Raw genomic sequence first — 21,520 nt, 5'->3', positions numbered from 1 at the left:
CGTTATGCAGGGATTCATACACTTGCTTTTGGGTCTGCTGTGGCTCATTCTCCCTGGCTTCGCGACGGCGCAGTTCGTGGGGAGCCAGGGCGACGGCGCAGCAGTGGCGCTTCGGGTCGGTGTGCAGTTGGATGGCACCGTCTATCCCGCCATCGTGCTGTACCAGGGAGGCGAGGGCGACGGCTTTTCTGCCCAACAGCGTGCAGCGGTGTTGAGCGGCGAAGCGCTGGTGGCATTTCGCGGTGGGCGTGGCGATGGGTTTACGGCGATGCAACAACCTGTGCTGGTAAATGGAGAAACGCTGGTCACCCTTTTCACCGGCGGCAATGGCGATGGATTTGCCCATCACCTGTCTCCGCTTCTCCTTGACGGCACCCAACTGGCGACGTTGTTTAGCGGCGGCGGGGGCGATGGGTTTTCTGTGTTCTCAGACCATGCGCTCCTCACCGGCGAGGCGTTTCTGGTGTACGTCGGCGGGGACGGCGATGGCTTTTCAAAAGAATATTCGGATGCGTTGGTGTTGACGGGCGAGGCGCTGGCGATGTTCCGGGGCCAGGGCGGCGACGGGTTTACGGCCACCCTTGCCAGCGAGCTGTACCTCGACGTGCTGCCCCTCCCGGTCGAGATCATCCACTTCGAAGCGCTGCAACAGGAACGCGCCGTGCTGCTGGTGTGGAACACCGCGTCCGAACAGAACAACGAGCGATTCGAGGTAGAACGCTCGGCTGATGGGTTTGCTTTTGCCAAGATCGACGAAGTGGCGGGTAGCGGCACCACGACCGCGCCGCAACAGTACCGGGTCGTCGACCCGCAACCGCTGACGGGCTGGAACTACTACCGCCTGCGGCAACTCGACTACGACGGAAGCGCGTCCTTCACCGACATCCGCTCCGTCCGTCTCGATCCGGCGCACGACGCCTTTGCCGTTACGATTTATCCCAATCCGAACCGCGACCGCCGGTTGCAGATCCGCCTGGAAGGCACCGAGGCCTCCACCGACGCCCTGTTGCACATCTACAATGCGGCGGGGGTGTTGCTGGACACGCGGGACATTCACGCAAACGAATCGCTGCAACTACCCTGGCAGTGGGCAGCGGGTACCTACTTTTTACAGATCACCACGGACGAAAAACAAATCACCAAAACGCTGATCATCGTGGATTGAACTTGACTCAGTTGAACGACTGCCGGAAGGCCAGTGGCGACAGCTGGGTCTTGTTTTTGAACAGCTTGCTGAACGACTGTGGGTACTCGAATCCCAACTGGTACGCGATTTCGCTGACCGACAGCGACGTGGTCGTGAGGGCGTCCTTCGCCTGTTCGATCAGCTTGTTGTGGATGTGCTGCTGCGTGTTCTGACCCGTCAGCGAGCGCAGCATGTCGCTCAGGTAATTCGGTGAGACGTGCAGTTGCTCGGAAAGGTACTGCACCGTCGGCAAGCCCCGCCGCCGCACCTGGTCACCGGCAAAGTAGTCGTCCAGGAGGGTTTCTAATTGCGCCAGCAGGTCGTGGTGCGCCGTTTTGCGCGTGAGGAACTGCCGATTGTAAAAGCGGTTGCAGTAATTGAGCAGCACTTCGACGTACGAAATAATCACGTCCTGGCTGAACGTATCGATCGGCGAGCGGTATTCCTGCGCAATCTGCTGCATGATGCCCGTCAGCACACCCTCTTCCTTCTCGGACAAGTGCAGCGCTTCGTGCACGGCGTAGGAGAAAAAGCCGTACTCCTTGATTTTTTTCGCCAGGGGGTAGGGTTGAATAAAGTCCGTGTGAAAAACGATCCAGTAACCGGACAGCTCCATGCACGGGTTGGGATCGACCGAAAGCACCTGTCCGGGAGAGAAAAACGTCATGACGCCGTGGTCGAAATCGTAATACTGCTGCCCGTATTTCAGTTGCCCGTCAAAATCTTTCTTGATGCAAACCGAATAAAAGCCGTAAGAAAAGGTCGGGTAAGGGATCGGCGTCGCGTCGCGCATGCATGCCATGTTGATGACGCTGATGAGCGGATGTTCGGGCTTCGGCAGGCTGAGCAGCCGGTGCAACTCCGCCACCGAGCGGATCGGGTACGGACTGCGGGTTGATTTTTTCATACGTTGAAAAAGAAGAACAGGGAAACACCCGGTTGAGTGCTTTCCTGTGGTCAAAATTACTGATCGATCCATTGCATCCCGGCTTCGTTGTAGCGCGCACCGGTCGAATGGCCCAGCGGCACGATCTCGTCCAGCCGGTCCAGTTCGGCGGGTGTCAGGATCACGTCGGCGGCCGCCAGGTTCTGCTCCACGTAGCGTCTCCGCTTCGTGCCGGGAATCGGCACCGCGCCTTTAGCGAGGGTCCAGGCCAGGGCCAGTTGCGCCGTGGTGATGCCTTTTTCCTGCGCCAGTTGTTCCATCGCCCGCAGCAGCACGAGGTTTTTGTAAAACTGCTCGCCCTGGAAGCGGGGAATGCCCCGCCGGAAATCGTCCTCGGCAAAATCGTCGGGGCTTTTCAGGTCGCCGGAGATAAACCCACGTCCGAGCGGCGAGTAGGCCACGAACCCGATGCCGAGTTCCTTCAGCGTGTCCAGAATCCCGACTTCTTCCACCGTCCGTTCGAACAGCGAATATTCCGTTTGGATGGCCGTCAGCGGATGCACCGCGTGAGCTTTGCGGATCGTCGCCGCCGACACCTCCGACAGCCCGAGGTAGCGCACCTTGCCTTCCCGGACCAGCTCGGCCATCGCCCCCACGGTTTCTTCGATGGGCGTGTTCGGGTCGAGGCGATGCAGGTAATAGAGGTCGATGTAGTCGGTTTTCAGGTTTCGCAGCGACCGTTCCGCCGCTTTTCTGACGTAGGCCGGCGTGCCGTTGAACTGCCAGGTCATCTGTTCCTGGTCGTCGATCTCAAAGCCAAATTTAGTCGCGATCACGTACTGGTCTCGCTTGCCCTTGCCCTGAATGGCTTTGGCAATCAGCCGTTCGTTTGCTAACGGGCCGTACAAGTCGGCGGTATCAAGAAAATTCCCACCCAGTTCCAGCGAACGGTGGATGGTGGCGATTGCTTCGCCTTCGTCGGCCTTGCCATAGGTATCAGCACCAGCCGTTTGGGTCATGCCCATGCAGCCCAGTCCCATCGGCGGCACCACGAGCCCCTGGCTGCCCAGTTTCGTTTTTTTGAGCGTTGTCATGTCTGTCGTCTTTGTGTGAATCAAAAAATGAACAACGCAAAGGTCTGTCAACCCAAAAAGGAAAAAGGAATCAAATCCCCGGGAGTTGTATCCAAAACGGGGCGGCGCATCAGAAACCCGCAACGGTGAAGGGTATAAGTGGGGCAGGGCGTTCACTTTCTGACAAAGAAGTATTTCTTCTTTCCGTTCACCTTAATCATTTCCACCATGCGAAAAGGGTTACCCTTGTTTCTCCTCCTCACGCTTCTGGCGTTTGCCACGCAGGCACAGCACCTGATCATCGAAGAAAATGCCGTGGGCTTCTGTTCTGTCGATGGCATCATTGAGTCGGGAACGGGCGGCTATACCGGCGACGGCTACGCCAATCCGGGCAACGGCATCGGCATCAACATTCTCTACAACGTGCAGGCGGATACGGCTGGAACCTACTCGCTCACGTGGCGCTACGCCAACGGTGGGGGCAGTGGCGATTTGTTTGCACAGGTGTGGGTCGCCGACGAAGCGGCGGTCGACAGCCTGAACTTTCGGCACACGGGGAGTTGGGCCAACTGGACCTATTCGGATACGGTGCGGGTGGCGTTGCAGGCGGGCGAGAACAAAATTCGGCTCGTGTCGCAATCGCCGAACGGCTTGCCCAATCTGGATCATTTTGCGGTGCTGAGTACCACAGCGCAGGGAGCCGCCTGTCTGCCGTCGTATTCGGTGACTCTGACACAGAACACGACGGAAGGAGGGACCATTTCGTACGAGCCGGTGCAGGCGTACTACGATGCCGGGACCGAAATTACCCTCCATGCCGAGGCCGCGCCGGGCTATTTCTTCCAGAGCTGGTCGGGCGACGTGACCAGTACCGAGGCCGACTACACGTTTGCCATCGGGCAAAATTCGGCCATCGAAGCGCTGTTCTTCACGGAAGGCACCGCAGCGTTCGAAGGCGTGTCGGGTTACGCTTCCGTGCAGGACGACGCGGGAACGCCCTATCTGCTGACGGGCGGTGGCGCCGGCCCGACCGTACAGGCCACGACGTTCGAGGAGCTGAAGCAGTATCTGGAAAGCAACGAACCCTATGTGATTGAAGTGGCAGGGCTGATCGTCGGGGCCGATCCGCAAACTGACGGACCGCAGGTATCGGTGAAGTCGGACAAAACGTTGCTCGGTACCTCGCCGGACGCGCGCCTGCAAAACGTCCGGCTGAAAGTAGGCGGTGCGCGGAACGTCGTCTTCAAGAAAATGAAGTTCTCGCTCGTGAAACGGTACGACGCCATGGAACTGAACGCTGCCCAGAACATCCTGATCGACAGTTGCGAATACTTTTCGGATCGTGAATCCGACCACGACAAAGATTACTATGACGGACTGCTCGACATCAAAAACGGGGCGCGGTTCATCACCGTCTCGCACACGGCCTTTCACGATCACCACAAGGCGATTCTGATCAGTTCGGGCGACGACAGCTACGGCGACACCACGATTCGAGTCACGTTCCACCACAATTACTTCTACAACATCAGCAGCCGGTTGCCGCTGCTCCGGTTCGGGCGGGCGCATATCTACAACAACTACTACCGCAACAACGACGGTGCGATCAACCCCCGACTGGGCGCGTGCGTACGGATCGAAAACAATTACTTCGAAAATACGCGGAAGGGCATCTTCATCGACCAGAGTAAGCCGGGCTATGCGTACCTGGCCGGGAACATCTGGGACGAAAGCGGGCAGGAGACCCTGGATTCCTGCGGCTTCACGGTGCCTTACCCGTACGAACTCGACGATGCGGAAGGGTTGCCCGCGCTGCTGGCTCCGCTGGCGACAGACACCGACGCGTGGCTCGACCAAGCGTCGCTGACCTATTTCCCCAACCCGGCCACCGAATCGACCCAACTTCGGTTCACCCTGACACAACCGACGGCGGTGGCGTTGCGCGTGTTCGATGCCCTCGGCAAAGAAATCATGCACCGGCAGACGCAACAGCTTTCGCCCGGTGAACAAACGCTGACGCTTCACACACGGGGCTGGACGCCAGGCATCTACGTCTTTCATCTGCAAACGCCCGCCGGCCTGACCACACGCAAATTGGTGGTGCAATAACACGTTGGTTTTCGGCGCGCGTACCTACGACGCAAGTAAAAGCCTCCGGTCCTGCCGGGGGCTTTTTTGTGCCCTAACGCGTCCCGTCTGGTACCGGGAATCGGGCTGGAAAAGAGCTACTTCAGGTTGCGGTTTAATAAAAAGTGAATACAAAATATCAGAATGCATAATAATCTTATGTATATTGGTGTTATGTATTCAAACGAACTGATCAAAGGGACTTTACAGCCCATCATTCTGCGGTTGCTGGAGCAACACGGACGGATGTACGGCTACGAGATTACACAGAAGGTGAAGGAACTGACACAGGGGAAAATCGAGATTACGGAAGGGGCCCTGTACCCGACGCTCCACAAACTGGAAGCCGACGGGATTTTACAAACCGAAAAGGTTTATCTTGGGAAGCGGGTGCGCAAGTACTACACCCTGACGTCGGCAGGCACCACGGTCGTGACCGAAAAAGTGGCGGAACTGCGGGATTTCATGGCTACGCTCCACGCCCTTCTCACCCCTAAGCCTTCTCATTAATGGAATTGTCTTCAGATCAGATCGATTTTATCGGCCGGGACGTACGCCGGCGGGGCATCGTACTCGACGACCTCGCCGAAAGCCTGGTCGATCACCTGTGCTGCACGCTGGAAAACGGAACGGAATCGGATTTCGACCGTGCCTACGCAGCGGCGCTGGAGGCGTTCGGGCAACGGGGCCTGGTGCAGGTGCAACGAGAAACGTTCGTATTCCTAATTCTTAAACGAAAAATTGCGATGAAAAAAGCCATGTATTTGCTGGGCTACCTTGCCACTTGCCTGACCATTATGGGCATGATGTTTAAACTCCTGCACTGGCCGGGCGCGAACGTCATGCTGGTAGTGGGTCTGCTGTTGCTGAGTTTCGGCTACTTGCCGCTGTACTTCTACGACCGCTACCAGCAGTCGAAAGCCGACCTGTTGCAGGAAGCGCATCGATCGTAGTCCGGCCGCCTCATATGCTGGCGTGACGCGCGAACCAGACCGTAGCTGTGCGCATTTGAAGTTGGTATGGTTACGGTTTTTGCTTGCCCCAGCGGGCCGTTCCATCCGCCTCCAACCCCGAAAAGACGAGGGTTTCCCGCTGGTTTTCCCAGTCGCGGCCCCGCGCCACGTACACCTTCGTGGTCCCGGCCGACGTGGTCAGGGTCAGCCACGGCGCTTCGTAGGTCCAGGCACTGCCCGTTTCGCCGTTGATCGTGCCGCCTGCCTCCAGCGTCAGGGTGACGGCCGTTTGCAAATCGGGTGAGGTCTGCTCTTCCGCGTAACCGGGCACCACCCGGTACCCGAAAGCGATCTGTTCCCAGTTTCCTGCCAGCTCACTCGTTTCGATGGCGGTTTGCGCCACGCCCGCGTACCGTTCCGGCGACACGACCGGCCAGCCGTCTTCCGTCCAGAATACCTTGCGGACGTGCAGCACCATGTAAAAGGCGTTCTCGACGGGGCGACCCTGGTGGGCCAGGTAATACTGCCCGTCACGGTGCCATACCGCGCAGTGCGACACGCCCTGCCAGCCCGGATGGCCTTCGAACTGGTACGGCGCGAGGATCATTGGCCCGTTGTCTTCTTCACCATTCAGGTCCACGCCATTGAAATCCAGAAAGGGCCCCTCGGGCGAATCGGCCCGCCCAACGCGCACGTTGTACTTGGTTTCCAGCCAGTCGTAGGCAATGAAGAGGTAGTATTTCTGCTGTTCGGGATGGTAAATAATCTCCGGTCCTTCGATGTTGCCGTTGATGCGGCCGCCCGTAAAGCCGCGCTGCGCAATGCGATGGCCCTTGTCGTTCTGCGTCTTGGCGAGGCCGGTTGCCGGGTCGAGTTCCACCACGTAAATGCCGTCGTAGGCGGAGCCGTAGTACATCCACTGCCGCCCGTCGGGGGCCGTCAGCACCGACGGATCAATGGCGTTGGTCATTGGTAGGGAAGTGCGTGAAGTGACCGCCAGCCCGCGCTCCGTCCAGGGACCTTCCGGCGAAGTGGCAGTCAGCAACCCGATGGCGCTCAATTTGTGCACTTCCGACGAAAGCGAGTAGTACAATCGGTATTCGCTGCCGACCTTCAGGATGTACGGTGCCCACAAACTCTGGAACGGTTCGGTGCCCTGCCCGCGGATGTAATTGGCGCCCTGCGGCGGCAATCCGTTCCACGCCCAGCCAACAAACTGCCACTCGATCAGGTCTTTCGACCGGCGGATCTGGAGGCCGAATCGCTCCGACGTGTTCCCGAACGAGGCGTCGGTGCTGTAACAGTAGAAGTACTCGCCGTCGTCGAGGATGGAGGGATCGTGCACGTTGTACGGCCCCCACTGGCGGTAAAACTGAAAGTCGACCAGGTTCGGATATGTGTCTGTGATGTCGTTGATGTCGAACGTATCGGGTGGCGGATTGGGCGTAGGTGTGGGTGTCGGCGCGGGCTCTTCCGGTTTACACGACCAGACCATCCCCAGCAAGAGCACAGAAATCCAGAAACGAAAGTAACGACTAAGCATAGCGGTGGGAAAGGGGTGAGGGCGGTTGAGACAGCACACGAACGACTCAACCGAACCGACTTATTTCAACTGTCCTTTGATCATCGTGAAGGAGTGAGCCGGGAACGTGTACGTCATCTTTTGTCCCTTGGCTTTGAGGTTGTCCTTCTTCACGGTTTTGACCGTCTCTTTGCCGAAATCGTTCTGTGCTTTCACGTCCGGGCCGTTCACCTCATACACCTCGAAATTGCCGGAGAAGTTGCCCTGTTGGGACAGGATGTCGGTCGTAATTGCTTTGTCTTTGTGGCGGTTCATCACGCACAGCACCACTTCGCCATCCTGATACGTAGCCGAAACATCGAGGTACGGCACGTCCGTTTGCGTGGTCGTCGATTCACCCAGCCCGATGAAAAACTCGTTGGTGTCGTACGTGTCGCAATCCACAAACACGTCGAGCGAGGTGCCCCTCACGTGGTTGGCGAACAATGCCAGCGGGTAGAAAATCGTCTGTTTGAACATGCCCTGTTCGTTCGTAAAGATCGGCGCGATCACGTTGACGAGTTGCGCCATGTTGGCCATCTTCACCACGTCGGCGTTGCGGACGAAGCCGTTCAGGAACCCGGCGATCACCAGCGCATCTTCCAGGTTGTAGTGCTCTTCCAGGGCGCGGGTGCCCTGCATCGACTCGTCGGTGCGGGCGCGGTACCAGACGTTGTATTCGTCCCAGGCGATGTAAATCGGGTCGCGGTCGCCGCGTTGGGCGCGGTCCATTTCCCGGTCGATCATCCCCTTCACCAGCTTGGTGCGTTGTTCCATCACCAGCGGCGTCGACAGAAAGTTATAGTAGTTGTCGCTCGGGTTGCCGACGTAGATGTGCAGCGCAATGTAGTCGACCACGTCGCGAAGCTCGTGCAGAATGGTAGCGTTCCACTCGTTCGGGTCGGCTTCGGGGCGGTAGTTCGACGAGCCGGCCGCAATTAGTTTGATATTGGGCGACGTCAGCTTCATCAGCTTGGCCGCCTCGCGTGCCTTTTTGCTGTAATCCTCTGCGTTCAGGTGGCCCATCTGCCAGAAGCCGTCCATCTCGTTGCCGAGGCTCCAGTAGGTGATGTTGTGCGGATCGGGATAGCCGTGCTTCTTGCGCAGTTCGGCGAAGTAGGGGCCTTCTTTCACGTTGCAGTATTCCACCCAGTGCTGCGCCTCTTCGATGGTGCCGGTGCCCATGTTGACCGAAAAGTAAGGCTCCGTGTTGATCATCTTGGTGTAGTCCATAAACTCGTTGGTGCCGAACTGGTTGGTTTCCAGCCGACTCCAGGCCAGTTCCATGCGGGGCGTCCGCTCCGGTCCCACGCCGTCGAGCCAATGGTAGTTGGAGACGAAGTTGCCGCCGGGATACCGGACGATGGTGGGACGGAGTTCTTTCACCGCCGCCAGTACGTCTTTCCGAAACCCTTGGTCGTCTGATAAGGGCGAGCCGGGTTCGTAAATGCCACCGTAGACGCAGCGGCCCAGGTGCTCTACGAAGTTGCCGTACAACAGCGGGCTCACTTCCCCAATGGTGCGGTCGGTATCGATCTTGATCCGCGCGTTTTGCGCGAACAGCGGGGGCGTAAGCAGGGAAACGGAAAAGAGAAAAACGGGAAGAAATCGGGAGTGGTTGTTCATAGGATTGCAAATGGCAGATTGCTGATTACAAATGGGTTGCAGGGTTAAAGGTTACAAGTTGCAGGTCCAATTATTTTGTCATCTCGACTGAAAGGAGAGATCTCTTTCCAAATGTTAGAAGATTTCTCCTGACGTCGAGATGACAGACATAGTGTAGTAAAAGAGAATACAGTAAGCTCCTTATTCACTGCCCGCGACGACAGGGGCCAGCGGCTTTTTCTTGAGTTCGGGCCAGCCGTCGGCCGACCAGGAGAGGGGATAGATCCGCAGCTTGGAGCGGCCTTTGTCGGCGGCATCGTAGCCGTGGAAAACCAGGTAGTCCGTTCCGTCGAAGGTGTAGACCGAGTTGTGCCCGACGCCGTACCAATCCTGATTGCCTTCCATCACCAGCGTGCCACCCCCCGCGATCAGCGGTTTGCCGTCCCGATCCACATAAGGGCCGGTCAGCGTATCCGACCGTCCCACCACCATTTTATAGGTACTGTTCTCGCCCCGGCAGCAATAGTCTGTCGAAACGAAAAGGTAGTAGTGTCCGTCCTTGCGAAACAGAAACGGCGCTTCGATGGCCCCGTTGCCCGGATCGCGCACGTCCAGTCCTGCGTCGCGCGGGCGACTGGCTAATGTGTACCAGACCTCGGACTCGGCGGGTTTCAGTAAATCGGGCTGCAACTGCACCAGCTTGATGCCCGACCAGAACGAGCCGAATGTCAGCCAAGGCGTGCCGTCCTCGTCCAGCATCAGGTTCGGGTCAATCGCATTCCACAGGTCCCGGCCGGGCACCGACTTCACCACGATCCCGTGATCGACCCATTTGAATTTCGGGTCCTGAGGGTGGAGGGTTTGATTGGTCACGACGCCGATGGCCGACGTGTTTTTGCCGAACGCCGAAACAGAGTAGTAGAGGTAATACTGGCCGTTGTGAAACGAGATGTCGGGAGCCCAGATGTGGTTGCGAAACTCCGGCACGACCGGATCGGTCCAGGTGGGTGCCTCCGGAAACACAGGTGCCTCGGCTTTCCAGTGCTCTAAGTCGGGCGACGACCAGACGGCGATGCCCCGGCCCGTACAAAACAGGTAATAGGTGTCGTCCTGCCGGATCATCACCGGATCGTGGACCGGAACTTTGTCGCCCGGCTGGGGCGGCGGTGGTTGCGCGTGCAACGCAGTGGCGACGCCCAGCCACAGCAGGCAGCCTTTCAAAAAGTAGGTTGGTTTCATCAATAGGGGGTAAAACGTTCGCAGGACGAGCCGGAGTCCGTCCTGCGAACACATGAGCAATTAGTAACTCGGATTCTGGTTCAGGTTCGGGTTGGCGTTCAACTCGCTCTGCGGAATCGGCAGGAATTCTTTGCCGGGCACCCAGTTGTTGAATTCGGGATCGTGCGCCCGCAGCATCGCCAGTTTGTCGGCGTCGTAGAGCCATCCCCACCGCAGAATGTCGTAGTAGCGAAGTCCTTCCAGCGCAAACTCCAGCGCCCGTTCGTGAGCCAGTTGCTCGCGCATTGCCTGTTGCCCCAGACCGGGTTGGGTAGTGGCCAGGTCGGGTAGGTGAGCGCGGTCGCGTACCTGCTGAATCAGCGGATAGGCATCGGCCGTGCGGCCCAGTTCGTTCAACGCTTCGGCGTACATCAGCAGCACGTCGGCGTAGCGCATCAGCCGGTAATTGATGCCCGACCGCCAGTCGTACTCGTTACCGCCCAGGTAGTCGGGCATGCCGTCGTTGGTAAACTTCCGTGGGTAGATGGCGCCGGGAGCCAGTGCCGGAATGGTGGTGCCGGCCCGCCCCAGCCAGGGGTTGCCGTAGATTGTGGTGTCGCCGCTGGCCGGATTGTAAAACGCGATGCTGGCCGAGGCACGCGGATCGAGCTGGTCGTCGGTGGTGCGTTCCTGTTGGTATTCCTGGTAGATCCAGGTGGTGGGCAGCACGTCGGAAAACCCGTAGCCGTCGGCCCCGTAGGTGATCGCCTGCGCGGAGGTCTGTCCCCAGGTGGGCGCGGGCTCGCCCTGCCAGCCGAGGTCGATGCCCCCGCCGGTTTCGCGCGAAAACTGGATCTCGAAAATCGACTCCACGTTGTTCTCGTTCAGGTACGTGAAGTTGTCGCGGTAGTTGGGAACCAGCTGGTAGACCCCGTACCCGATGATCTCGGCAAACTCGTCGGCGGCCCGTTGCCACTCCTGGTTGTAGAGGTACGCTTTGCCCAGAAATCCGGCGGCGGCGCCTTTGGTTGCGCGCCCGGCCTGCCCCTGGTCGGGACCGGTCAGGTTGGCGTAGGTGACCGGCAGGCGGTCTTTGGCCATCTGGAAATCGCTGTAAATCTGCGCCCAGATCTCTTCGTCCGACGCCTGCGACACGTTATAATTCTCGGGTTCCTGCAGGGTGGTGATGAGCGGGATGCTCTTGAACATCATCCGCATGTTGAAAAACGCCAGCCCGCGCAGAAAGTAGGCTTGCCCCAGCACGCGCTGTTTCAGGTCTTCCTCCATCTCGATGTCGGGCACGTAGGTCAGCACCTGGTTGGCCCGCCAGATGGCCTGGTAGTGGTTCGACCACATCCAGATTAGCGGTGCGGACGTGGCCGGGACGTTGAACGTCGAAATCTGCACGATGTCGATCCAGGGGCTGTCGCCCTTGTAGTCGTCGGCCCGGATGTCGACCGCCATCGGGAAAAAGCGCATGTAGGTGCCGTCCTGCGTAAAGGCGGCGTAGGCCGAACTCAGCCCCCGGATGGCCTCGTCTGACGTTTGCCAGAAACTTTCGGTGGTGGGCCGGTTGGGGTTGGTCAGTTCCAGTTGTTCTTCGCAACCGAACAGGAGTGCGGTGGTCAGAAAGAGTAAACCTTTTCGAAGATTCATGGTGGTTGGTATGCTTAAGACGCACAAGGGGCGTCGGAAGTGATCAATGGATTAAAACGTGAGTTGTGCACCCAGCATCAGCGTACGCGGCTTAGGGAACGAGCCCCAGTCGTAGCCGGGATTGAACACCCCCCCCGCGAAGTCAGGGTTGAACCCTTTGTAGGTCGTGAAGGTGTAGAGGTTCTGACAGGTGAAATACACCCGCGCCCGGTCGATCACGCCCAGCTGACTCAGCACCGCTTCCGGGAAATTGTAGCCCAGCGACACGGTGTTGACGCGCAGGTAGTTGCCGCTTTGCAGCCAACCGGCCCGATCGGAGTCGCGCATGTTGTTGTTGGGGTCGTTCAGCACCACCCGCGGAATGTCGGAATCGGGGTTGGCCGGCGTCCAGCGGTCGAGCATGTCGGTGTGGTAGTTGGTCATGCCCTGCACCTGCATCAGCGAGCGGTACAAGTTGTTGATCACCAGGTTCCCCGAACTGCCCGACGCAAAGAACGTGAAGTCGAAATTCTTGTACGCGGCCGAGAAATTGAACCCGTAGTACAGGTTGGGCAGGGCGCTGCCCAGGTAGGTGCGGTCTTCGTCGTTGATGATGCCGTTGGTGTCCAGGTCGGCAAAAATCAGGTCGCCGGGGGCGGTGTTGGCCGACTGAAACGCGTGGTTGTTGACTTCGTCCTGCGTCTGGAAAATGCCCAGCACTTGGTAGCCGTACTGCTGCCCGATTTCGCTCCCCACCTCGGTGATGGCCCCGGTACCGTAGATGGCCTGCCCGTTTTCGCCGAGCGAAAGCACTTTGTTGCTCAGCGTGTAGACGTTGGCCGAGGCCTCGAACGTAAAGTCGCCGGAGGTTTTGCGGTACGTACCCGTAAACTCGACGCCCGAGTTGCGCATGCTGGCCGCGTTGGTGGTCAGCACGTTGTCGATGGAGCCGACCGTGCCCGGAATCGGAATGGAGGTCAGCAGATCTTCACTTTTATTGTAGTAGTACTCGGCCGAGAAGTCGATCCGCCGGTTGAACAGCACGGCGTCCAGCCCTATGTTGCTCGTGATCTTCGATTCCCACTTGATGTTCGGATCGACCACCCGCGTCTGCGTGGCGCCCGGCGAAGTCACGTTGTTGAACGAGTAGCCGTGGTAGGGGTTGATAAAGCCCTGGAAGAGGTAGTCGCCGATCTCCTGGTTGCCCAGCACGCCGTAGCCGCCGCGCAGTTTCAGTTCGTTGATGAAGTCGGGCAGGTTCAGGAACGACTCGTTCTGGAGTTTCCAGGCCACCGCCACCGACGGAAAGTTCCCCCAGCGGTTGGTGGGACCGAAGCGCGAAGAACCGTCGCGCCGCAGCGTCGCCGTAATCAGGTAACGGTCGTCGTAGCTGAAGTTGACCCGCCCCAGAAACGACGCCAGCCGCGACTGGTTGTAGTAGCCCGACACGGCCTTGTCCTCACCGTTGTCCAGCACCGGAAAGTAAGGCTTGGTCAGGCGCTGGGCGTACCCGCGCAGGTAGTCGAACCGGAAGCTCTGGTAGGTCTGCCCGACCAGCACGTTCAGCGAGCTTTTTCCGAAGGTCTTGTCGTAGGTCAGCGTGTTTTCGACCAGCGCGGTCACGTAATCGCGGCGGATGTTGGTCAGGCGCGAAAAGGCGTTCTGGTAGAAATAGCCCAGGTCAAACTCCGGAATGAAGGTAAAGTCGCGCGCGTTGGTGCGGTCGTAGCTCAGGTTGAGGCGGTACTTCAGGTGATCCGTCGGTTTGTCGATCAGCTTCAGTTCGGTGTAGAAATTGGCAAACACACGATCCACGCCGGTTTTGCTGTCGACCAGGCTGTTTTGCCCGATCACGTTCAGCGTGATGGCTTCTTCGATGTCGGATGCCGAGCCACCGTAGCCGCCCAGGCGGTTGGGGTCGTAGACGGGCATGGTCGGAATGGCCTGGATCAGATCGACGATCTGCGGCGGCAGGGCTCCACCCGCGACGCCTTCCAGCCGGTTCAGCGTGTTTTCGTCCGAATGGGTGTAGTAGAACGATTCACCCACCTTGAGGATGCCTTTTTCGGTTTCGGAATTGACGCGGAACGAGTAGCGCTTGTAGTCCGGGCCTTTGCCCACCATCACGCCCACGTTATCGAAGTAATCGAGCGAAACGTTGTAGGACGAACTCTGGCCGCCGCCCGCGAAGCTCACGTTGTGGTTCTGGATGTGGCCGGTCTTCAGCCCTTCTTCCTGCCAGTCGGTGTCGACGTCGTTGATGAAGACGGGCGAAGTCGGGTCGTTGCCGCGCGCGGGCACGCTGCCCCCGTTGATGCGCATTTCGTTGTTGATGGCCTGGTATTGTTCGCGGTTGGTGACGGGGATGCGTTTGGGCACGTTCTGCGTGCCATAGTAGCCGTTGTAGGTGATGCTCAGCGGCTGGTCCTTCCGGCCCCGTTTGGTGGTGATGATCACGACGCCATTGGCGGCCCGCGATCCGTAAATCGCCCCGGCCGAGGCATCTTTCAGCACCTGAATGGATTCGATGTCGTTCGGGTTGAAATCGCGGATGCCGGTTTGCAGCGGCACGCCGTCCACCACGTAGAGCGGCTCGTTGTTGTTGAACGAACTGATGCCCCGGATGCGCACCGTTGCGCCCGCGCCGGGTTGCCCGTCGCTGGTTACCGAAACGCCCGCGGCCCGTCCCTGCAGCAACTGGCTGATGTCGTTGGTCGCTACCTTTTTGGCTTCGTCGGTTTGCACCAGGGCCACCGAGCCTGTCAGGTCGCTTTTGCGTTGGGTGCCGTAGCCGACCACCACCACTTCGCTCAGGCTCTGCACGTCCTCTTCCAGCGAGATGTCGACCGTCGAGCGCCCGTTGATCGGCACTTCGCGCGTGGCGTACCCGACAGAACTGACCACCAGCGTATCGGCCGAGCTCGGCGCGTTCAGGCTGTAATTTCCCTGAATGTCCGTCACCGTGCCGTTGTTGGTGCCCTTGACGATGATGCTCACGCCCGGCAGTTCTTCCCCGTTGGCGTCGGTCACTTTGCCCGATACTGGAAAGGCCTGGGGCGAGATCAGTTCCTCGACCGGCGGAATGTATTTGTTCTTGATGCGGCTGACGTGGATGGTGCCGTTGATGCGCTTGAAGCCCACTTGCGCCTTGAGCGAAATCTCTTCCAGCACCGTCCGCAGCGACTGGTTGTTGGCCACTACCGTGATGCGGGCCGATTCGTTGAAGGCACGGTGCGGATAGGCGAAACTAAAGTCCGTTTGCCCTTCGATGGCCTGAAACACGTCCACCAGCTTCTGGTTGTTCAGGTTCAGCGTGATGTAAATGTCGGCCAGCTTGCTTTGCTGCGATTGTGCGGTCGCATGGGTGTAGGTAGGGAGCGCGCACATCGCCGCGAGGTACAGCAGCAGGAGCGTAAAGCCCCGAGCGGTACGGAATCGTGTAGAGCGTTTTCTGTTCATAAAGTATAGGTTGTTGACAAGGGTAAACGAAGGTTGGTTGCGTGGGCGGAGGTGGTGCGCCGGCCGGATCTCAGGTCATTCGCGGGCGGCCGAGAGGTACACTTTCTGCTGGGCGATGCGGTACTGGAACGAGGCGGAATACGACATCCCCACCAGCACGTTTTCGAGCGACTCGTGGGTGAACCGGCCGCTGTAGGTGCCGCGCAGCCGGAAGCCGTCTTCCAGCACGAATTCCACGCCGTACCAGTTGGCCAGCGTCGGCAGCACTTCCTCGAAGGGCGTATGGTCGAAGATCAGGAGGCCGTCTTTCCAGCCGGTCATCGTTTCTACGTCGAACGTCGAGGTGGTCAGGTCGCCCGAGCTTTCGTCGTACGAACTCATCTCCGAGGGGTTGAGCAGGGCTGTCGCGCCCGTTTGCGTCGCGACTTCCACCTTGCCCGTTACCAGGGCAACGTGCTGATGCGGCTGGTCCGGATAAGCGTTGATGTCGAACGAGGTTCCCAACACGCGGGTCGAGAAATGCGGCGTCTCCACGATGAAAGGCGCCTGCGCGTTGTGCGCTACCTGAAAAAAGGCTTGTCCCGTCAAATACACCTTCCGCAACGTATCCGAAAACTGTTCGGGGTAGCGAAGCGTGCTGGACGCGTTGAGGCGAATCGTGGTGCCGTCGGCGAGTTGCAGCGTCATTTTCTGCCCGGGCCGCACCTCCTGCGTAATGTAAGCGACCGGCGCGGCGGCCTCTTCCGTCAGCAAGGTGTTCAGGTAAGGCCGCGCCAGGAAGAACCCTCCCAGGAGCAGGCACGCCGCCACCAGGGCAGACGCTACGTGGCGCAACGGGCGTACGCGACTCCGCCGGCGTTCGGCTGCCTGCCGTTCGGTGTGCAGCGGTGCGCTGCGCGTGGGGTGCTGTTTTTCGTGTTGCTGGTAGCGCTGGATATGTTCCAGTATCTGGCGGCTGCGCGCCTCAGGAATACGGTGCGTATCTTTCAGGCGAATTGCGCCCAGCAGCACCCGTGCTTCCTGCAACATTTCCCGTTTGTCGGGATGTTCACGCAGCCAGGCCTGCCACGTTTGTTCGGAGGCGGGCGTGGGGGCCATCACCCATTGCACGAACGATTCGTTCGTCAGGAAATCGGCCGTAGATGTTGGAAGGAATGCCATAGGAAAGCGCCGGAAAAGCGTACAATCCAGAAGAGGCAGGCCCGTTGAAAACGACCACAAAAAAAGTAGAAAAATTTTTCGGAAGACCGGGGGAGGGTGTCAGGAGACGGGAGAAACGGCGATTGCTCCTTTGTTTCGTGCCGCCGTGGACAATCCGCTACACGCCGATAAAAAGCAGCGCCACGCGGAGAAGTTCTTTGTGAGGCGAGAGGAGCGTGCCGAGCGAGTCGACCGCGCGGTAGAGCATCGTGCGGGCCGTTTTCGGATTGGCCAGGCCCATCACGTCGGCCACTTCGCGGTAGGAAAGGCCTTCGTAATAGAACAGCATGAGGATTTCGCGCTGCCGTTTGGGCAAGCGGTTGCAGGCGTTTTCGATCAGCCGTTTTTCGTCGAGCGTGTAGCGCGTCAGAAACTCCGGTTCGAGGGTAATCTGAAAGCCTTCCGCTTCGGGCATTTCTTCTTTCAGCACCCACTTCCGTTCGCGTTTCAGTTGCCGGAACAGCAATCGACGGAAACTAGCGTACAGGTAAAACTTGACCGAGACGGCGGCGTTGAGGGTGGTCCGGCTTTTGATCAGGGTAAAAAAGACTTCCTGCACCGTGTCGAGCACCAGTTCGTCTTGCGCGGTAAACTGCCGTCCGTAACTGTAAAGGCGGTCGGCGTAGCGCCGGTATAGCTCGCTCAGGGCCGCATCGCTTCCGTCGAGAAACGCCTGCCAGAGCTGGCACTCGGCCTGCGGCTCAACGCGGAGGGGAGACGAGCTTTCCATGAGGGTGGGAACAAGATCAGTACGGTTGGAGGACGGAAGCAACCTATCCATTTTTTTACATAAAACAAAAAAACACCCGAAAGGTTAAATCGAATTTTTGAGCAGAAAAAACCTTTGTTTCGGCGGGCAGGGGCTTTCTCAGCCAATCTTTCGTCGAGCGGGTAAATTTTTTTTATTGCACTTTTTTGAGTCGTTCGTTTGAGTGCTTGAGGGGCGTTCTTGCTGGCTTCTGGCCTTGTGAAAAGGATTGCACTTTGGCTTGCGCAATGCGTTTGCATTGGCAGAATCATAGCACAAAAGGAATACGATGCTGCCGCGCAAACGTCGCCGGACCGGGCGAAGATTCGTGAAAGCGATTTTTTCTTGCCAGATTTGAGGAACTACCAACACCTACTCATGAAAAACCACTACGTCATAGGAGTGGATTACGGCACCGATTCCGTGCGTTCCATGATTGTCGATACGCACAACGGTAACGTAGTTGGCTCCGCCGTGTACGAATACCCGCGCTGGAAACAAGGGTTGTATTGCGATGCCCCCCATTCGCAATTCCGCCAGCATCCCCTCGATTACCTGGAAGGACTCGAGTCGTCCATCACCGAGGCCCTCCGTCAGGCCCCGGCTGAGGTGGCCGAGCACATCATCGGCATTTCGGTCGACACGACGGGCTCTACGCCCGCGCCGGTCGATCGCCACGGTACGCCGCTGGCCCTGCTGCCCGAGTTTGCCGAGAATCCCAATGCCATGTTCATCCTCTGGAAAGACCACACGGCCAACCAGGAGGCAGAAGAGATCAACACGCTGGCCCACAACTGGAAAGTCGACTTTACGAAGTACGTCGGCGGCATCTACTCGTCCGAGTGGTTCTGGGCGAAGATTCTGCATACGCTGCGGGTCGACCCGGCCGTGCGCGAGAAGGCCTTTTCATGGATCGAACACTGCGACTGGGTGTCGGCCGTGCTAACGGGCCAGACCGATCCGCTCGCGTTGAAACGGTCGCGGTGCGCGGCCGGGCACAAAGCCATGTGGCACGAAGAGTTCGACGGCCTGCCGTCCGAAGAATTTCTGACCACCCTCGACCCGCTGTTGCGCGGTTTGCGCGGGCGACTCTATCGGGAAACGTATACGTCCGACCAACCCATGGGCACCATTTCGCCCGAATGGGCCGAAAAGCTGGGCATCTCTCCCGAGGCCGTCATTGGCGTTGGCGCCTTCGATGCGCACATGGGCGGGGTAGGCGCGCACATCGAGCCGTACGCGTTGGTGCGGGTGATGGGTACGTCGACCTGCGACATGCTCATTGCGCCGACCGACGAAGTGAAAGATACGCTGGTGCAGGGCATCTGCGGGCAGGTGGATGGCTCCATCATCCCCGGTATGCTGGGCATGGAGGCGGGTCAGTCGGCGTTCGGTGACGTGTATGCGTGGCTGCAACGGCTGGTGCTGGGGCCCGTCAACGACCTGATTGATGACGAAGCCACGAAGAAAAAACTGGCGAAGCAACTCATTCCGCACCTGGCCGACCAGGCGGCGCAGCTGCCGGTTACCGAAAACGATCCGGTCGCGCTCGACTGGTTCAACGGACGCCGCACGCCCGACGCCAACCATACGCTGAAAGGGGCGATGATGGGTCTGAACCTGGGCAGCGATACGGCGCGCGTGTTTAAAGCCCTGGTCGAAGCCACCGCGTTCGGTGCCAAAAGCATCGTCGACCGGTTTGTGGACGAGGGCGTGCCGATCCGGCAGGTGATCGGCATCGGGGGCGTGGCGAAAAAATCCCCGTTCGTGATGCAGACGCTGGCCGACGTGCTGAACATGCCCATCAAAATTGCCAGTGCCGACCAGGCCTGTGCGTTGGGCGCGGCCATGTGCGCGGCCGTGGCGGCGGGCGAATACGAAACAATGGAAGAAGCGCAACGGGCCATGTCGTCCGGCTTCGATGCCGTCTACGAGCCTCGCCCGGAACAGTCGGCGGTCTACCAGAAACTGTACGAGAAATACGTAGCCTTCGGCGCATTTGTGGAGGGCTGATGCGCTCGGGAGGCCGGAGACGCAGCTATGTCACCTCGAATGCCAGTGAGTTGCTTCAGCATACCGGATTGCTTCCCGCCGTGGTGCGAGATCTGGTCACGAAACAAAGCATCCTTTTTTCTAGAAGTCAGAAGATCCTGGACAGAATGAGCCCGCCGGTTGGCTTTTGAACCTGCGACTTGAACGCTGCCTCTTGAGATCTTAATTCTGTTCAACGATAACGTATCAACCGATAACTTTTCCCTTATCCATGCTTGATCTAAAGCAATTTGAAGTCTGGTTTGTCACGGGCAGCCAGCATTTGTACGGCGAAGAGACCCTGCGTCAGGTCGCCGAGCATTCGCAGACCATCGCGCAATCGTTCGATCGGTCCGAGCACCTGCCGGTGCGGGTGGTGTTCAAACCCGTGGTCAAAACGCCCGACGAAATCACGAAACTGTGTCAGGAGGCCAACGTGGCCCCGAACTGCATCGGCCTGATCGCCTGGATGCACACGTTTTCGCCCGCTAAAATGTGGATCTCCGGCCTGAAATTTTTGCAGAAGCCGTTGCTCCACCTGCACACGCAATTCAACCGCGACATTCCGTGGGACAGCATCGACATGGACTTCATGAACCTGAACCAGTCGGCGCACGGCGACCGCGAATTCGGGTTTATGATGTCGCGCATGCGCCTGGAACGCAAGGTGATCGTCGGCCACTGGCAGGAAGAACACGTGCTGAAGGGCATCGCGATCTGGATGCGCGTGGCCGCGGCCCGGTTCGACATGCAAGGGGCCAAGTTTGTGCGCTTCGGCGACAACATGCGGCAGGTGGCCGTGACCGATGGCGATAAAGTGGAAGCCGAACTGAAGTTTGGGTTCTCGGTCAACACCCACGGCATCGGCGATCTGGTGCAGGTCATCAATGCGGTGTCGGAAGCCGACGTCGACCGCCTCTGCGAAGAATACGGCGACCGCTATACGCTGATGGACGTGCTCCTGAAAGGAGGCGAGCGGCACGAGTCGCTGCGCGACGCCGCCCGGATCGAGCTGGGCATGAAGCAATTCCTGGAAGAGGGCCATTTCAAAGGTTACACCGATACGTTCGAAGACCTGCACGGCATGAAACAACTGCCGGGGATCGCGTCCCAGCGCCTGATGGGCATGGGCTACGGCTTCGGAGGTGAAGGCGACTGGAAAACCGCGGCGATGGTGCGGGCGCTGAAAGTGATGGCGGTCGGGCTGCCGGGCGGCAACTCGTTCATGGAGGATTATACCTACCACTTCGATCCGTCGAACCGGCTGGTGCTCGGCTCGCACATGCTCGAAATCTGCGAATCGATCGCCGACGGCAAACCCAAGTGTGAGATCCATCCGCTGGGCATCGGCGGGAAAGAAGACCCGGTTCGGCTCGTGTTCAACGCGGCGGGCGGTCCGGCTCTGAACGTGTCGCTGATCGACATGGGCAACCGCTTCCGCCTGCTGGTGAACGAAGTCGACGCCGTACCGGCTCAGGAAGAACTGCCCAAACTGCCCGTGGCACGCGTCCTCTGGAAACCCCAACCCGACATGACGACGGCCTGTGCAGCCTGGATCTACGCCGGCGGTGCGCACCATACGGTGTACAGCCAGAACCTCACGACCGAATACATCGCCGACTTCGCCGATATGGTGGGCGTGGAACTGGTCGTGATCGACAAAGACACACAGCTGCGCCGGTTCCGCAACGAATTGCGCTGGAGCGAAGCATATTATCGCTAGGCGCGAAGTGCTTGGCGCAGAGCATCTATAAGGGGGAGCGCAGCGTGCTGTTCTCCCTACTTTTCCTTTTCATCCATCATCTGACTTTATACACATTTATCTAGTCCATTCCATC

At 58.9% G+C, this 21,520-nt stretch carries 15 protein-coding genes; 6 read left to right on the top strand and 9 right to left on the bottom strand.

What is annotated here, in order from left to right; genetic code table 11:
• The first annotated feature begins 4 nt into the window (after positions 1–4).
• Positions 5–1,165 (top strand): T9SS type A sorting domain-containing protein, encoded by a 1,161-nt coding sequence (locus tag BLR44_RS24200; protein WP_089687072.1) that lies wholly within the window; start codon positions 5–7, stop codon positions 1,163–1,165.
• Positions 1,166–1,172: 7 nt separating this feature from the next.
• On the opposite strand, the gene BLR44_RS24195 is transcribed toward BLR44_RS24200, so the two are convergent.
• Together BLR44_RS24195 and BLR44_RS24190 are read right to left on the bottom strand one after the other, a co-directional pair.
• Entirely contained in the window at positions 1,173–2,093 is a 921-nt protein-coding gene (locus tag BLR44_RS24195) for a helix-turn-helix domain-containing protein (RefSeq protein WP_089687069.1), read from the bottom strand.
• Positions 2,094–2,149: 56 nt separating this feature from the next.
• Positions 2,150–3,166: an aldo/keto reductase gene (locus tag BLR44_RS24190; RefSeq protein ID WP_089687067.1), complete on the bottom strand. Its 1,017-nt coding sequence runs from the start codon at positions 3,164–3,166 to the stop codon at positions 2,150–2,152.
• Between the two features lie 207 nt (positions 3,167–3,373).
• On the opposite strand from BLR44_RS24190, the gene BLR44_RS24185 reads away from it, so the two are divergent.
• From BLR44_RS24185 to BLR44_RS29085, 3 genes are all read left to right on the top strand, one after another.
• Positions 3,374–5,254, top strand: coding sequence for a pectate lyase family protein (locus BLR44_RS24185; RefSeq protein ID WP_143017447.1), 1,881 nt, complete (start codon positions 3,374–3,376; stop codon positions 5,252–5,254).
• A 192-nt stretch (positions 5,255–5,446) separates the two neighbouring features.
• Entirely contained in the window at positions 5,447–5,782 is a 336-nt protein-coding gene (locus BLR44_RS24180) for a PadR family transcriptional regulator (RefSeq protein ID WP_089687062.1), read from the top strand.
• Positions 5,782–6,225 (top strand): GldL-related protein, encoded by a 444-nt coding sequence (locus tag BLR44_RS29085; RefSeq protein WP_218127174.1) that lies wholly within the window; start codon positions 5,782–5,784, stop codon positions 6,223–6,225. The genes BLR44_RS24180 and BLR44_RS29085 overlap by 1 nt, the downstream gene beginning before the upstream one ends.
• A 70-nt stretch (positions 6,226–6,295) precedes the next feature.
• Here the strand turns inward: BLR44_RS29085 and BLR44_RS24170 are convergent, their stop codons facing one another.
• From BLR44_RS24170 to BLR44_RS24140, 7 genes are all read right to left on the bottom strand, one after another.
• Positions 6,296–7,768: an arabinan endo-1,5-alpha-L-arabinosidase gene (locus BLR44_RS24170; protein ID WP_089687060.1), complete on the bottom strand. Its 1,473-nt coding sequence runs from the start codon at positions 7,766–7,768 to the stop codon at positions 6,296–6,298.
• A gap of 60 nt (positions 7,769–7,828) precedes the next feature.
• A complete protein-coding gene (locus BLR44_RS24165; RefSeq protein ID WP_089687058.1) occupies positions 7,829–9,412 on the bottom strand; it encodes an alpha-N-arabinofuranosidase in 1,584 nt (527 codons plus the stop codon).
• Positions 9,413–9,592: 180 nt separating this feature from the next.
• Entirely contained in the window at positions 9,593–10,630 is a 1,038-nt protein-coding gene (locus BLR44_RS24160; RefSeq protein ID WP_089687346.1) for an arabinan endo-1,5-alpha-L-arabinosidase, read from the bottom strand.
• Between the two features lie 60 nt (positions 10,631–10,690).
• Positions 10,691–12,265: a RagB/SusD family nutrient uptake outer membrane protein gene (locus tag BLR44_RS24155; RefSeq protein WP_089687056.1), complete on the bottom strand. Its 1,575-nt coding sequence runs from the start codon at positions 12,263–12,265 to the stop codon at positions 10,691–10,693.
• Between the two features lie 51 nt (positions 12,266–12,316).
• The gene (locus tag BLR44_RS24150) at positions 12,317–15,703 is read right to left on the bottom strand and encodes a SusC/RagA family TonB-linked outer membrane protein (RefSeq protein WP_089687054.1); all 3,387 of its coding nucleotides are present in this window, start codon (positions 15,701–15,703) and stop codon (positions 12,317–12,319) included.
• Between the two features lie 75 nt (positions 15,704–15,778).
• Positions 15,779–16,864 carry a FecR family protein gene (locus BLR44_RS24145; RefSeq protein WP_143017446.1) on the bottom strand — a complete coding sequence of 362 codons (1,086 nt, stop codon included), beginning with the start codon at positions 16,862–16,864 and terminating at the stop codon, positions 15,779–15,781.
• A 157-nt stretch (positions 16,865–17,021) separates the two neighbouring features.
• A complete protein-coding gene (locus BLR44_RS24140; protein WP_176956191.1) occupies positions 17,022–17,633 on the bottom strand; it encodes an RNA polymerase sigma factor in 612 nt (203 codons plus the stop codon).
• A gap of 396 nt (positions 17,634–18,029) precedes the next feature.
• On the opposite strand from BLR44_RS24140, the gene BLR44_RS24135 reads away from it, so the two are divergent.
• Both BLR44_RS24135 and araA read left to right on the top strand, forming a co-directional pair.
• The gene (locus BLR44_RS24135) at positions 18,030–19,664 is read left to right on the top strand and encodes a ribulokinase (protein ID WP_089687048.1); all 1,635 of its coding nucleotides are present in this window, start codon (positions 18,030–18,032) and stop codon (positions 19,662–19,664) included.
• Between the two features lie 250 nt (positions 19,665–19,914).
• Positions 19,915–21,405: an L-arabinose isomerase gene (araA, locus tag BLR44_RS24130; RefSeq protein ID WP_089687046.1), complete on the top strand. Its 1,491-nt coding sequence runs from the start codon at positions 19,915–19,917 to the stop codon at positions 21,403–21,405.
• Positions 21,406–21,520: the final 115 nt, after the last annotated feature.

Origin of the sequence: Catalinimonas alkaloidigena (assembly GCF_900100765.1) — a bacterium.
Lineage (GTDB): Bacteria > Bacteroidota > Bacteroidia > Cytophagales > Flexibacteraceae > Mooreia > Mooreia alkaloidigena.
Note: the sequence above shows the minus strand (reverse complement) of the source record. Positions and strands in the feature narration are given on the sequence as shown.

Coding starts and splice junctions, on each gene's coding strand:
- BLR44_RS24200 (WP_089687072.1), top strand. CDS start 5: ATGCAGGGATTCATACACTTGCTTTTGGGTCTGCTGTGGCTCATTCTC.
- BLR44_RS24195 (WP_089687069.1), bottom strand. CDS start 2,093: ATGAAAAAATCAACCCGCAGTCCGTACCCGATCCGCTCGGTGGCGGAG.
- BLR44_RS24190 (WP_089687067.1), bottom strand. CDS start 3,166: ATGACAACGCTCAAAAAAACGAAACTGGGCAGCCAGGGGCTCGTGGTG.
- BLR44_RS24185 (WP_143017447.1), top strand. CDS start 3,374: ATGCGAAAAGGGTTACCCTTGTTTCTCCTCCTCACGCTTCTGGCGTTT.
- BLR44_RS24180 (WP_089687062.1), top strand. CDS start 5,447: ATGTATTCAAACGAACTGATCAAAGGGACTTTACAGCCCATCATTCTG.
- BLR44_RS29085 (WP_218127174.1), top strand. CDS start 5,782: ATGGAATTGTCTTCAGATCAGATCGATTTTATCGGCCGGGACGTACGC.
- BLR44_RS24170 (WP_089687060.1), bottom strand. CDS start 7,768: ATGCTTAGTCGTTACTTTCGTTTCTGGATTTCTGTGCTCTTGCTGGGG.
- BLR44_RS24165 (WP_089687058.1), bottom strand. CDS start 9,412: ATGAACAACCACTCCCGATTTCTTCCCGTTTTTCTCTTTTCCGTTTCC.
- BLR44_RS24160 (WP_089687346.1), bottom strand. CDS start 10,630: ATGAAACCAACCTACTTTTTGAAAGGCTGCCTGCTGTGGCTGGGCGTC.
- BLR44_RS24155 (WP_089687056.1), bottom strand. CDS start 12,265: ATGAATCTTCGAAAAGGTTTACTCTTTCTGACCACCGCACTCCTGTTC.
- BLR44_RS24150 (WP_089687054.1), bottom strand. CDS start 15,703: ATGAACAGAAAACGCTCTACACGATTCCGTACCGCTCGGGGCTTTACG.
- BLR44_RS24145 (WP_143017446.1), bottom strand. CDS start 16,864: ATGGCATTCCTTCCAACATCTACGGCCGATTTCCTGACGAACGAATCG.
- BLR44_RS24140 (WP_176956191.1), bottom strand. CDS start 17,633: ATGGAAAGCTCGTCTCCCCTCCGCGTTGAGCCGCAGGCCGAGTGCCAG.
- BLR44_RS24135 (WP_089687048.1), top strand. CDS start 18,030: ATGAAAAACCACTACGTCATAGGAGTGGATTACGGCACCGATTCCGTG.
- araA (WP_089687046.1), top strand. CDS start 19,915: ATGCTTGATCTAAAGCAATTTGAAGTCTGGTTTGTCACGGGCAGCCAG.